The 11,951-nt window shown below is 72.8% G+C and carries 11 protein-coding genes; 7 read left to right on the top strand and 4 right to left on the bottom strand.

Going from position 1 to position 11,951, the window contains the following annotated elements; translation table 11 throughout:
- Positions 1-26: 26 nt before the first annotated feature.
- From AC07AB_RS34600 to AC07AB_RS34580, 5 genes are all read left to right on the top strand, one after another.
- Complete coding sequence (locus AC07AB_RS34600) at positions 27-962, top strand: cellulose-binding protein (RefSeq protein ID WP_478575633.1); 936 nt, start codon at positions 27-29, stop codon at positions 960-962.
- A 183-nt stretch (positions 963-1,145) separates the two neighbouring features.
- Complete coding sequence (locus AC07AB_RS34595) at positions 1,146-2,225, top strand: ABC transporter ATP-binding protein (protein ID WP_478575631.1); 1,080 nt, start codon at positions 1,146-1,148, stop codon at positions 2,223-2,225.
- A 2-nt stretch (positions 2,226-2,227) separates the two neighbouring features.
- Entirely contained in the window at positions 2,228-2,998 is a 771-nt protein-coding gene (locus tag AC07AB_RS34590) for an ABC transporter permease (RefSeq protein ID WP_478575628.1), read from the top strand.
- Positions 2,999-3,278: 280 nt separating this feature from the next.
- Positions 3,279-4,475 (top strand): ABC transporter ATP-binding protein, encoded by a 1,197-nt coding sequence (locus tag AC07AB_RS34585; RefSeq protein ID WP_478575626.1) that lies wholly within the window; start codon positions 3,279-3,281, stop codon positions 4,473-4,475.
- On the top strand, positions 4,472-5,542 hold the full coding sequence (locus tag AC07AB_RS34580) for an ABC transporter permease (protein ID WP_478575624.1): 1,071 nt from the start codon (positions 4,472-4,474) through the stop codon (positions 5,540-5,542). The genes AC07AB_RS34585 and AC07AB_RS34580 overlap by 4 nt, the downstream gene beginning before the upstream one ends.
- A 76-nt stretch (positions 5,543-5,618) precedes the next feature.
- On the opposite strand, the gene AC07AB_RS34575 is transcribed toward AC07AB_RS34580, so the two are convergent.
- Positions 5,619-5,951 (bottom strand): ATP/GTP-binding protein, encoded by a 333-nt coding sequence (locus tag AC07AB_RS34575; protein ID WP_478575621.1) that lies wholly within the window; start codon positions 5,949-5,951, stop codon positions 5,619-5,621.
- A gap of 205 nt (positions 5,952-6,156) precedes the next feature.
- Here AC07AB_RS34575 and AC07AB_RS34570 point away from each other — a divergent pair, with 205 nt between their 5' ends.
- The gene (locus AC07AB_RS34570; RefSeq protein ID WP_478575618.1) at positions 6,157-7,182 is read left to right on the top strand and encodes an LLM class flavin-dependent oxidoreductase; all 1,026 of its coding nucleotides are present in this window, start codon (positions 6,157-6,159) and stop codon (positions 7,180-7,182) included.
- Between the two features lie 138 nt (positions 7,183-7,320).
- On the opposite strand, the gene AC07AB_RS34565 is transcribed toward AC07AB_RS34570, so the two are convergent.
- Positions 7,321-7,713, bottom strand: coding sequence for an SCO5389 family protein (locus tag AC07AB_RS34565; RefSeq protein WP_363132677.1), 393 nt, complete (start codon positions 7,711-7,713; stop codon positions 7,321-7,323).
- Between the two features lie 209 nt (positions 7,714-7,922).
- Here AC07AB_RS34565 and nucS point away from each other — a divergent pair, with 209 nt between their 5' ends.
- On the top strand, positions 7,923-8,585 hold the full coding sequence (gene nucS / locus AC07AB_RS34560; RefSeq protein ID WP_478575615.1) for an endonuclease NucS: 663 nt from the start codon (positions 7,923-7,925) through the stop codon (positions 8,583-8,585).
- Positions 8,586-8,785: 200 nt separating this feature from the next.
- Here the strand turns inward: nucS and AC07AB_RS34555 are convergent, their stop codons facing one another.
- Positions 8,786-11,368 (bottom strand): ATP-binding protein, encoded by a 2,583-nt coding sequence (locus AC07AB_RS34555; protein ID WP_478575612.1) that lies wholly within the window; start codon positions 11,366-11,368, stop codon positions 8,786-8,788.
- A 214-nt stretch (positions 11,369-11,582) separates the two neighbouring features.
- Positions 11,583-11,906: an STAS domain-containing protein gene (locus tag AC07AB_RS34550; protein ID WP_478575609.1), complete on the bottom strand. Its 324-nt coding sequence runs from the start codon at positions 11,904-11,906 to the stop codon at positions 11,583-11,585.
- Positions 11,907-11,951: the final 45 nt, after the last annotated feature.

Genomic DNA, 11,951 nt, shown 5'->3' with positions numbered 1-11,951 from the left:
CACCGGTCTCTTTCGACAGGAACCCCATGAGCGACACTTCCTCCCCCTTCGGCTTCGAGCTCGTGCGGCGTGGATACGACCGCGGCCAGGTGGACGACCGCATTACCAAGCTCGTCGCCGACCGTGACAGTGCACTGGCCCGTATCACCTCTCTGGAAAAGCGGATCGAGGAGCTGCACCTCGAAACGCAGAACGCCCAGGCCCAGGTCAACGACGCGGAGCCGTCCTACGCCGGGCTCGGCGCCCGCGTCGAGAAGATCCTTCGGCTGGCCGAGGAAGAGGCCAAGGATCTGCGCGAGGAGGCCCGCCGCGCCGCCGAGCAGCACCGTGAGCTGGCCGAGTCGGCCGCCCAGCAGGTCCGCAACGACGCCGAGGCGTTCGCCGCCGAGCGGAAGTCGAAGGCGGAGGACGAGGGCGCCCGTATCGTCGAGAAGGCGAAGAGCGACGCCTCCACGCTGCGCACCGAGGCGCAGAAGGACGCGCAGTCCAAGCGCGAGGAGGCGGACTCCCTCTTCGAGGAGACGCGCGCCAAGGCCGCCCAGGCCGCCGCCGATTTCGAGACGAATCTGGCCAAGCGCCGCGAGCAGTCCGAGCGCGATCTGGCGTCGCGTCAGGCCAAGGCGGAGAAGCGGCTCGCGGAGATCGAGCACCGCGCCGAGCAGCTGCGGCTGGAGGCCGAGAAGCTGCGTACGGACGCGGAGCGCCGGGCCCGTCAGACGGTGGAGACCGCGCAGCGTCAGGCCGAGGACATCGTGGCCGACGCGAACGCCAAGGCGGACCGTATCCGCAGCGAATCGGAGCGGGAGCTGGCGGCGCTCACCAACCGCCGCGACTCCATCAACGCCCAGCTGACCAATGTCCGCGAGATGCTCGCGACGCTGACCGGCGCCGCGGTGGCCGCGGCCGGTGCGCCCGGCGACGACGAGGCCACGCGCGGGGTTCCGGCCCAGCAGACCCGCTGACGCCGGCCGGGCCGCGCCCGGCCGACCGGACCCAGGGAGCGCCCCCGCTCCGCCGTTGCGGCGGTGGTGGGGGCGCCCTGTGTTTGCTGGACTCCACGGTGCGTGAGGGGCCGGTGTGGCGGGCTTTCGGCCCGGTTCCGGTCAGGGGTGGCGGAGGCCCGCATACCCCCTTAGCGTGGCCGCATGATCGAGCTTGAGGGGCTGAGCAAGCGGTACGGCGACAAGCTCGCCGTGGACGGTCTCACCTTCACCGTACGGCCTGGGATCGTCACCGGCTTCCTGGGGCCCAACGGCGCGGGGAAGTCCACGACGATGCGGATGATGCTGGACCTGGACAACCCGTCCGGTGGCAGTGTGCGGATCGACGGCAAGCACTACCGGCAGCTCACGGACCCGCTGCGGTCCGTCGGCGCGCTGCTCGACGCGAAGGCGATGCACGGCGGCCGGACCGCCTACAGCCATCTGCTGTGCCTGGCCCAGAGCAATGGCATCCCCAGCGCCCGGGTGGGCGAGGTACTGGAAATGGTCGGGCTGACCGCGGTCGCCAAGAAGCGCTCCAAAGGTTTCTCGCTCGGCATGGGGCAGCGGCTGGGGATCGCCGGCGCGCTGTTGGGCGACCCGGAGATCCTGATGTTCGACGAGCCGGTCAATGGGCTCGATCCCGAGGGCATCCACTGGATTCGCAATTTGATGAAGTCGCTGGCCGCACAGGGTCGTACGGTCTTCGTCTCCAGTCACTTGATGAGTGAAATGGCGCTCACCGCCGAACATTTGGTGGTCATCGGCCAGGGGCGGTTGATGGCGGACACATCGATGGCCGACTTCATTCGGGAGAATTCTCGGTCATACGTACGAATCAGTTCGCCCGAACACGAGCGGCTGCGCGATGTGCTGTCGAGCGCCGGAATCACCGCGGTGACCGTTTCGGACGGCCATCTGGAAGTGGACGGCGTGGCCGCCTCGGCGCTCGGCGAGCTGGCGGCCGAGCACCGGCTCGTACTGCACGAGCTGAGCTCGCAGCAGGCATCGCTGGAGGAGGCGTTCATGCAGTTGACCGCCGGGTCGGTGGAGTACCACTCGCACTCGTCGTCGACCGGGCTCGCGGCCGGGCCGGCTGCCCTGGACGGCGCCGGCGGCGCGGGCACGGCGGGCACGGCGGACGTGGCAGACACGGACGGCGCGCAGGGCGCACCGGCGCCGCAGTGGGGCTCGGACTGGCAGCAGGGTCAGCGGAACCGCAAGAACCGGAAGAAGGGCTCCTGACGATGGCGGTGGCGCAACAGGTCCTGCGGTCGGAATGGACCAAGATCAAATCGGTGCGGTCCACGGTGTGGACGCTGGGGCTGGCCGCCGTGGTGACGATCGCGCTCGGCGCGCTGATCAGCGCCGTGGCCAAGAACGGCTTCAAGGACCTGTCGCCGGAGGACCAGTTCACCTTCGACCCGACGCTCACCAGCTTCGCGGGCACCGGGCTCGGTCAGCTCGCGATGATCGTCTTCGGCGTGCTGGTGGTCTCCAACGAGTACAGCACCGGCATGATCCGCACCTCGCTGGCCGCCGTACCGCAGCGCGGCGCGTTCCTCTTCGGCAAGATCACGGTCGCCACGCTGCTCGCCCTGGTCGTCGCCATGGTGACGTCGTTCCTCACGTTCTTCCTCGGCCAGGCGATGCTGGGCGACCACAAGGCGTCCCTCGGCGACCCGGGGGTGCTGCGGGCGGTGCTCGGCGGCGGGCTCTACATGACGCTCATCACGATGTTCTCGATGGGCATCACCGCGGTGCTGCGCAGCCCGGTGCTGTCGCTGGGCATCCTGATGCCGTTCTTCTTCCTGGTCACGAACATCCTCGGCAGCGTCTCCGCCACCAAGAAGGTCGGCCAGTACTTCCCGGACCAGGCGGGCGGGAAGATCATGCACACGGTCCCGACCGGCGACGATGCCCCGTACGGGCCGTGGGGCGGCCTCGGCATCATGGTGCTGTGGGTGCTGGCGGCGCTGATCTTCGGCTATCTGACGCTGAAGCGGCGCGACGCGTAGCACCGCGCGGGCCTCCGACACCGCGCGGGAGCCCGGGACCGGGTCCCCGAGCGGGGCGCCGGCACCGGGACAGACCGCGCCCCGGCCCGTCCCGAACCGGAAGCCCGGCCCCGTCGTCCCCCCGTCGTCCCCCCGTCGTCCACAGGGCCCTGAGTCCCGTCGCCGCAGTCCCCCGCCCCCAAGTCTCACCGGAATCTCACTTAACGGGAACCGTCAACGCCTGGTTATCCTCCTAACGCTTACGGGGCACGCGCCCCGACCATCTCGTGAGGGGCGGAGAATGATCGAGGCAGCCGGCCTGACGAAGCGCTACGGCGCCAAGACGGCCGTGTACAACCTGTCGTTCCAGGTGCGGCCGGGCACCGTCACCGGTTTCCTGGGGCCCAACGGCTCCGGCAAGTCGACGACCATGCGCATGATCCTCGGTCTGGACCAGCCGAGCGCGGGACACGTCACCATCAGCGGCCACCCCTTCCGCGAGCTGCCCAACGCCCCGCGCCAGGTCGGCGCCCTGCTCGACGCCAAGGCGGTGCACGGCGGGCGCAGCGCCCGTCAGCACCTGCTCTGCCTCGCCCAGCTCTCCGGCATCCCCGCGCGCCGCGTGGACGAGGTGCTGGGGGTCGTCGGCCTCCAGGACGTCGCCCGGCGCCGGTCCAAGGGGTTCTCGCTCGGCATGGGCCAGCGGCTGGGCATCGCGGCGGCGCTGCTCGGCGACCCGCAGGTGCTGCTGTTCGACGAGCCCGTCAACGGTCTGGACCCGGAGGGCATCCTGTGGGTCCGCAACCTGATGAAGTCGCTGGCCGCCGAGGGCCGCACGGTCTTCGTCTCCAGCCACCTGATGAGTGAGATGGCTCTCACCGCGGAGCACCTCATCGTCATCGGCCGCGGCCAGCTGCTGTCGGACATGAGCGTCAAGGACTTCATCTCGCAGAACTCGGCGGACTTCGCGCGCGTCCGCACCCCCGACTCGGAGCCCGAGCTGCGCGAGAAGCTCACCGCCTCGCTCATCGAGGCCGGCGGCCAGGTGCTGCCCGAGCAGGACGGCGGGCTGCGGGTCACCGGGCTGCCGCTGCCGCGGATCAGCGATGTCGCGCACGGCGTGGACGTACGGCTGTGGGAGCTCTCGCCGCACCAGGCGTCGCTTGAGGAGGCGTACATGCGGCTGACGCAGGGCGCCGTCGACTACCGCTCCACGGCCGACCAGCGGATCGGTCTGCACCAGCAGGTGCCCGCCGGGTACACGCCGGTCGGCCACAATCCGGCCGACGGCTGGGGCCGGCAGAGCGGGCCCCCGCAGGGTCCCGGCGCGCCCCAGCCCGGCGGGTACGGACACCCCAACCCGTACGCGGCCCCGCACCAGGCGCAGCAGGCACCGCCCGCCGCGGCCCCGCAGGCCGCCCCGCCGAGCGGCCCCGCCTCCGCCGACCTGAACAAGCGCGACAACCGCGATAACCGCGATAACAAGGACGCCCGATGACGACCCCGAACCAGCAGCAGGCCCCCCAGGAGCCCGTGCCGCCGCAGGGGCCCCCCGCGAACGCCCCGCAGCAGCCCGCGGCCGCCCCGGCGCGGCAGGCCCCGGCCCAGCCGCCGGCCGCACCCGGCCCGGCCGCCTCGCAGCCGTACGGACAGCCGCACGCGCAGCCGTACGGGCAGCCGCCGGCGCAGGGCGGTCCGCCGCAGCAGTGGCCGGGTGGCGCGTACGGCCAGGGGCAGGGCCAGTACCAGGACCAGAACCGGCTCTACGGCTACGCCTCGCCGATCCCCATGCGCCAGGCGCACCTCGGCGACGCCCTCGCCTCCGAGTGGACCAAGATCAAGTCGGTGCGGTCGACGATGTGGACGCTCGGCGTGATGATCGCCCTCGTCGTCGGCGTCGGCCTGCTCGTCGCGGTGGCCGTCGGAGCACAGGGCGGCGAGAACGACACCCCGCTCCCGGCCTTCGGCTTCTTCGGCGTGCTGCTCGGCTCGATGTGCGTGCTCACGCTGGGCGCGCTCACGATGACCTCGGAGTACGGCACGGGGATGATCCGCGCGACGCTGACCGCCTGCCCGAGCAGAGGGCGGGTGCTCGCCGCGAAGGGCATGATCCTCTTCGCGGTGACGTTCGTGATCACCGCCGTCACCACGGCGCTCGTCGCGCTGTTGCAGACCGCGGTGCTGAGCGGCATCACGGTCGATAACGTGGCGACGGCCGGCGACTGGCTGCGGGCGACCGTCGGCGTGAGCCTCTACGTCGCGGTCCTGAGCCTGCTGGCGATGGCCGTCGGCACGCTGCTGCGGCACTCCGCGGGCGCCGTCACGGTCATGCTGGGCGTGGTCCTGCTGCCGCTGGTGCTGGGCCTGTTCATGTTCTCGGAGAGCCTGTCGAAGGTCCGCGAGTTCCTCTTCCTGTACTCGATCCCCAGCCAGCTCGGCGCGTTCTACGGCACCGTGATGGGGGACGACGGGCCGACCGGCTGGACGCCGCTGTGGATCATGCTGGGTGTGACGGCGGTCGCGATGGCCGGCGCCTACGCCGCCATGGCCAAGCGCGACGTGTAGGAAGCACCGGACCGGACACATCCGCGACGTGTGGGAAGCACCGGACCGGACGCACCGAAGGCACCGCGCCGCGCGGTCAGTACCGCGGCGCGTTACGGGACCGCTGGAGCCGCGCGCTCCGGCGGTCCCGCGCGTTCCAGCACGCCTTGTGCCAGTGCCGCCGGTCCTCCACGCCGCCGTGGTCGGGCCAGGCGACGACGTGCGGAACGCCGGGCGGGATCTCCTGGTCGCAGCCGGGGCACCGGTAGTGCTTGGCCGCGCCGCCGCCGCCGACCATGCGCACGATCCACGGCTCGCCCCGCCAGTCCTCCGAGCGCTCCAGTCCGTAGCGCTCGCTGGGGGCGCCGCCCTCATCACGCGCGGCGGGTTTGTCGGCGCCGCCTCGCGGGCGGTTTCGGCGCGGGGACACGGGACACCTCATGGGGATCTGGAGAGTTACGGGGCGTCACCAGATTACGCGTCAGAGTCACAGCCCCGGGTACACGTAGGGCAGCCGCCCCTCCGGCGACCCTCCGATCATCATGAAAGTTTATGCGAAGCCGTGCCCTTGGCACGTGTCACACGTTGTTGCCTACAGGGGGATGTCGCGTCGGTCGCTAGGAGGCTTAAGAGCGATGCGCGTTGGAGCATTCGTCCTGGCAGCGCAGTTCCCCGGCCAGGGGCAGGGGGAGGCGCTGCACCGCGCCGTACGGACGGCCGAAGTCGCCGAGGAGGCCGGGCTCGACGACGTCTGGCTCGCCGAGCACCACTTCGTGCCGTACGGCGTCTGCCCGTCCGCCGTGACCCTCGCCGGGCTGCTGCTCGGCCGTACCCGCAGGATCGGCGTCGGCACCGCCGTCAGCGTGCTGCCGACCTCGCACCCCGTCGCCCTGGGCGAGCAGGCGGCGCTGCTGCATCTCGTCTCCGGCGGGCGGTTCACCCTCGGGGTGGGGCGCGGTGGGCCGTGGGTGGATCTGGAGGTCTTCGGATCGGGGCTCGGCGCGTACGAGTCGGGCTTTCCGGAATCCCTCGAATTGCTGACCCGCTGGCTGCGGGAGCCGAGAGTGGGCGCGCGCGGGGAGCGGTACGCCTTCCGCGAGGTCGATGTCGTACCGCGCCCGGACGAGCTGTCGGAGCTCGCCCAGCCGCCCGTGATCGTCGCCTGTACCTCCCCGGACACCGCCCGGCTCGCGGCCGAGCACGGGCTGCCCATGCTGCTGGGCATGCACTGCGGGGACGACGAGAAGGCGGAGATGGTGGCCCTGTGGCGCGATCACGCCCTCGCCACGGGCCACTCGCCCGAGGAGGTCGCGGCGGCCGGGCACGTATCGGCCGGTGTCGCGCAGATCGCGGACGAGCCCGGCGCGGCGGAGGAGACCTTGAAGAAGTCGATGCCCGGCTGGCTGCGCCAGGGGCTGGCCGCCCATGTCACGGTCGACGGGACGCGACGCCCGATGCGCGACCCGATGGCCTATACGGAGCTGCTGTGCGGCCTGCACCCGGTCGGCCCGCCGCGGCTGTGCGCGGACCGTCTGGCGGCCTCGGCCGAGCGCACCGGGATCCGGCGGTTCGCCCTCCTCACGGAGGGCTCGGGCGATCTGGCGGCGACGGAGGAGAACGTCCGCCGGCTCGGCGCCGAGGTGCTCCCGCTGCTCGGCTGACCGGCCGGGGCGCGACCGTCCCGCAAGCGGCCGACCGGGCCGGGGCGCGACCGCCCCGCGAGCAGCCGACCGGGCCGGGATGCTGCCGCCCCCGTAAGTGCACGCACCTCCCGCATACGGGGCGGCAGCCGAATCACATCAGCAGTCCCGAAGCTCCGGAGACTGGTTCAGCAGCTGGCCCCGGATCGAGGTGAAACGGGCGAGGCGGTCGTCGACCGCCGGGTCGAGCGGGAAGACCGCCACACGGTGGCAGTTCTGGAACGCCAGGCGGACTCCGAAGTGCCGCTGGAGCGCACCGCGGATCGCGTCACTCGCCAGCGCGCGCAGCAGCTGGCCGCGCGCCTGCTCGTTCGGAGGGGGAGTCTGGTTGTCGGCGAACTCGCCACCGTCGACCTTGAGCTGGGCCACCAGGGAGCTGACCATCTCCCAGGCGTAGGGCAGGGAGGTCCGGACGCAGTCGACGAATTCGGCTTCGTCGACCTCGCCTCGCTCGGCCTGTTCGAGGAGGGCCGGTGAGACGTCGAGCGACATGGGTTCTCCTCTCGCGACCCCATGAGCGGGGTCTAAGGGATGGGCGGGCGGTCGACAACGGAGAGTGCCCGCACGGCGACCGCCCCCTTCAACGGTAATTCGGCCACTGCCGCCGCACCAGGAGAATGCGCACACAACCGGCCATCGCCGTTTGGGTTCATCCGGGGCGAATCGCGTGGACGGCCCGGCGTCGAGTAGCGTGACCGACCATGCGTCTCGTCATTGCCCGTTGCTCCGTGGACTACGCGGGCCGGCTCACCGCCCATCTCCCCTCGGCACCGCGCCTCATCCTCGTCAAGGCCGACGGCAGTGTCTCCATCCACGCTGATGACAGGGCCTATAAGCCCCTCAACTGGATGTCGCCGCCCTGCACGCTCAAGGAGGGCGACGGCGATGTGTGGACCGTGGTGAACAAGGCGGGCGAGAAGCTCATCATCACCATGGAGGAGGTTCTGCACGACTCCTCGCACGAACTGGGCGTCGATCCCGGCCTCATCAAGGACGGCGTGGAAGCACACCTGCAGGAGCTCCTCGCCGATCGGATCGAGACACTTGGCGAGGGCTGGACGCTGATCCGGCGCGAATACCCCACCGCCATCGGCCCCGTGGACATCCTCTGCCGGGACTCGGACGGCGCGACGGTGGCCGTGGAGCTCAAGCGGCGCGGCGAGATCGACGGCGTCGAGCAGCTCACGCGCTATCTCGAACTCCTCAACCGGGACCCGCATCTCGCCCCGGTCAAGGGCATCTTCGCGGCCCAGGAGATCAAGCCCCAGGCGCGGGTACTGGCCAACGACCGGGGCATCGGCTGCGTGGTCCTGGACTACGACGCGCTGCGCGGCATCGAGGACGACAAGCTCCGCCTCTTCTGATCCCGAGCCGCTCCTGATCCTCCTTTTGAGCGCTATCCGCTCTTTTCACGCCAGGCCGTGAGTGTTACGGGCCGTACGGGAAACCCCCGTACGGCCCGTTCCGCTTCCGCTTCCGTCACGCCGCGTACGGAGCCGCGAGCGCGGGCCGGGCGGCGGGCCCCCGGCGCCAGGCCCGGGCGGCAGGCGGCGGGCGGCGGGCCCTAGGCGACCGGCGCGTCCGCGCCGGCGGCGGTCTTCGACGAGGCGGGCGCCGACTGGGAGGCCGACTGCGTCACCGTCTGGCTGGACGTCGGGCCGGTCGGCGGGCCCTTGGTCGTCGTCGGCGGGTCGGTCGGTTCCGGGTCATGCGTCGGCGGCGGGGTCGTGGGCTGCGTCGGGGAGGTCGTCGGCTTCTGCGTCGGGGAGTGCGTCGGCGAGTGGGTCGGTGGGACCGTCGGCTTCTGCGTCGGGGAGTGCGTCGGCGAGTTCGAGGGCTTCCCGCTCCCGGTCGGGTCGTCCGGCGAGCCACTGTCCGAGGGGTCCGGCGACTCGGAGGGACCGCCCGGGCTGGTCGTCGCCCCGGGCTTCCCGGTGGTGCCGGGCTGCCCCGGCGCCCCGCCGTGGCTGCTCGGGCCGTCGTCCGGCCGGTCGGCGTTCAGGCCGTCGTCGCCGTCCTGCTGGGACGCCGACTGACCCGGCTTGACCTCGTCGGAGGGGCCCTTGTCGTCGCCGGAGGTGGCGCCGAGGGTGACCACGGTGCCCAGTACGGCCGCGAGCAGCGCGCCGGCGCCCGCCGCGACCAGATTGCGCCGCGCGCCGCCGAAGACCGCCTTGCGCGCCGGGGGCGGCGGCGCGCCCGCGCCCGCTCCCCCGTCGGCGGCGAGCCGGGTGATGATCGTGGTCGTGCTGTCCTCCGGGCCCGCGGCGAACGGCGCGGAGACGCCGCCGGGCGGCGACGCCGACTCCTCGGACTGCGCGGCCGGGATCTCCTCCCCCGCGGGCGTGTACCCGTCGGGCGTCAGCGGCGGCGCCGCGGCGGGCCGCCCGGAGCGGTCCGCGACCAGGGCGAGCGCCCTGCGGCCCGCGACCGTGCCACGCCGGTCGGCGAGCACGCCGCGCAGCCCGATGGACGCCTCCAGCTCGGCGCGGGCCCGGTCGAGGTTGCCGGTGCAGAGCGCGAGGATGCCCAACTCGTGGTGGAAGTACGCCTCTTCGGCGACCTCGCCGGCGATCCGGGCGGCCTCCTGCCCGTACCGCAGGCTGCGCTCCCAGGCGCTCCAGTGCAGCGCCGCGGCGAACGCGGGCGCCGCCGTACGGGCCAGCAGCACGGCCGCGGCCGGGTGCCCGGCCTCGCGGCTGGCCACGAGGACGCCCATCGCGGCGAGGATCGCGTCGGACTCGACGGCGGTGCGCTCGGGGGTGACCGAGGGGTGCCCGGCCCACCAGGCGTAGTGCTGGGCCGCGAGCTGCGCGTGGGTGGCCGTGTCGGTGCCGTACCCGGCGGCCTGGAGCTGGGCCAGGACGCCGCCCGCCAGCCGGTAGTGGGCCCCGGCCGGGGTGACGAGCCCGCAGGCGATCAGCTCGGCGAGAGCGGCGTCGGCGTGGGCGTCCCCGACGAGCGCGGGGAGGTGCGCCTGGTGCGGGAGTTCGCCGCCGAGCGCCACGGCGAAGCGCAGGGTGTCGCGGCCGGCCTCGCTGACGTAGGAGGCGAGCAGCGCGGCGGGGGCGGCGGCCTCGGCGGTGGTCGGCAGCGGCACGTCCCGCGGGTCGCCCGCACCGAAGGGCGCGTCGACGGGCCGCTCCCCGAAGGAGCTGTACTCGGCGGACCCAGCGGACTCAGCGGACTCGTCGGCGGAGCCGGTGGGTCCGGCGCGCTGCGCATCGCGCCGCCGCAGCAGCGCCCCGGCCTGTACGTACCGCAGCGGCAGCCCCTCGGACTCGAACCACAGGTCCGCGGCCCAGCCCGCCTCGTCCGCGGCCGGGGGCCGGCGCACGGCGCGCGCCAGCAGCTCCAGCCAGGCGTCGCGGCCGAGCCCGCCGAGGAAGACCTCTTCGAGGTGCGAGTCGTCGGAGGGGGCGGCGACGTCGGGGGTGGCCGCGATCAGGAAGGCGCACTCGGGGGTCGCGTCGAGGAGGTCGTCGAGCGCGGCGCCGCCGAATTCGAGGTCGTCGAGGATGACGACGGCGCCGATGTCGCCCGCCAGGGAGAGCAGTTGGTCGCGGTCGGGGCGGTGCAGCGGGGCGCGGTGGACGGCGGCGAAGAGGTCGTACAGGAGGTCGGTGGAGGTGCGTCGGTAGCCGGAGAGGCGCACGACGCCGTCGGGCGCGAGGGTCGCGCAGTCCTCGGCGACGGCGTCGAGCAGGGCGGTGCGGCCCGCTCCGGGCGGCCCGGTGAGCCGTACGGACCGGCCGCGGCCCAGCAGCCGTACGAGCCGCTCGCGCTCCTCGGTGCGCCCCAGGAAGGGCAGTTCGGACCCGGCGGCCCCGGTGAGGGGCGGCGGTGCCGCCGCCCGGCGGAGCTCGGCGCGCTCCTCGGGCAGATGCTTGTCCGGGCGGCCGGGCCGCCCGGCCGGCGGGCAGACCTCGATCTCGCTGCCGTCCACGGGGTTGACCGTGAGCAGATAGTCACCGGCGATGAGCTGTACGGTACGGGCGAGCGTCGGCGCTTCGCCGGCGGAGCCGGGCGTGATCCGCTCGTGCGCCGACGCCGGCGGGCGGCCGTCGTCCGTCGGTGTGCGGCCGTCGCGGCGCTCGTCGCCGTCGCGGCCTTCGCGGTCTTCCGGTCCCCGGTCCATCGGGTCCATGGTCAAGCCCCCCAGATGCGTGGCGTGCCGTATTGCCCTCCCGGCCTGTCCGCACGCTCGCCGTCGCTTCTGGTCCGGTGCCCGCCGTAGGCTTTCGGTACGCGGCGGGGACACCGAACCCTAAACCTTCCCACAGTATCCCCGCACCTGAGGGGTGTCGCGCCGCCTGGGACATCACAGTCCGGTGGAGGATCGGCGGGACGCCGCGGCGGCGTCAGACGCGCGGCAGCGACTCCGCCTCGATGCCGCCCTCGATGGCGAGGATGCGGTGCAGCCGGGTGGCGACCAGGAGGCGCTGCATCTGCGGCGGCACCCCGCGCAGCACGAGCCGCCGTCCCATACGCCCCGCACGGCGGTGCGCGCCCATGATGACGCCGAGCCCGGTGGCGTCCCACGATTCCAGCTCGGTCAGGTCCAGGACCAGATCGCCGTGGCCGGAGTCGACGGCGGCGTGCAGGGCCGTACGGGCGTCCGCCGCGCTGCGGACGTCGAGGCGGCCCCCGACGACCAGCTCGGCGTGGTCGCCCCTGATATGCATATGCGCTCCCCGGGTCCGGTACGTGATGTTGCCTCCGTGTCTACA

The sequence above is a fragment of the Streptomyces sp. NPDC044033 genome, assembly GCF_056434425.1.
Note: the sequence above shows the minus strand (reverse complement) of the source record. Positions and strands in the feature narration are given on the sequence as shown.

Coding starts and splice junctions, on each gene's coding strand:
- AC07AB_RS34600 (WP_478575633.1), top strand. CDS start 27: ATGAGCGACACTTCCTCCCCCTTCGGCTTCGAGCTCGTGCGGCGTGGA.
- AC07AB_RS34595 (WP_478575631.1), top strand. CDS start 1,146: ATGATCGAGCTTGAGGGGCTGAGCAAGCGGTACGGCGACAAGCTCGCC.
- AC07AB_RS34590 (WP_478575628.1), top strand. CDS start 2,228: ATGGCGGTGGCGCAACAGGTCCTGCGGTCGGAATGGACCAAGATCAAA.
- AC07AB_RS34585 (WP_478575626.1), top strand. CDS start 3,279: ATGATCGAGGCAGCCGGCCTGACGAAGCGCTACGGCGCCAAGACGGCC.
- AC07AB_RS34580 (WP_478575624.1), top strand. CDS start 4,472: ATGACGACCCCGAACCAGCAGCAGGCCCCCCAGGAGCCCGTGCCGCCG.
- AC07AB_RS34570 (WP_478575618.1), top strand. CDS start 6,157: ATGCGCGTTGGAGCATTCGTCCTGGCAGCGCAGTTCCCCGGCCAGGGG.
- AC07AB_RS34565 (WP_363132677.1), bottom strand. CDS start 7,713: ATGTCGCTCGACGTCTCACCGGCCCTCCTCGAACAGGCCGAGCGAGGC.
- nucS (WP_478575615.1), top strand. CDS start 7,923: ATGCGTCTCGTCATTGCCCGTTGCTCCGTGGACTACGCGGGCCGGCTC.
- AC07AB_RS34555 (WP_478575612.1), bottom strand. CDS start 11,368: ATGGACCCGATGGACCGGGGACCGGAAGACCGCGAAGGCCGCGACGGC.
- AC07AB_RS34550 (WP_478575609.1), bottom strand. CDS start 11,906: ATGCATATCAGGGGCGACCACGCCGAGCTGGTCGTCGGGGGCCGCCTC.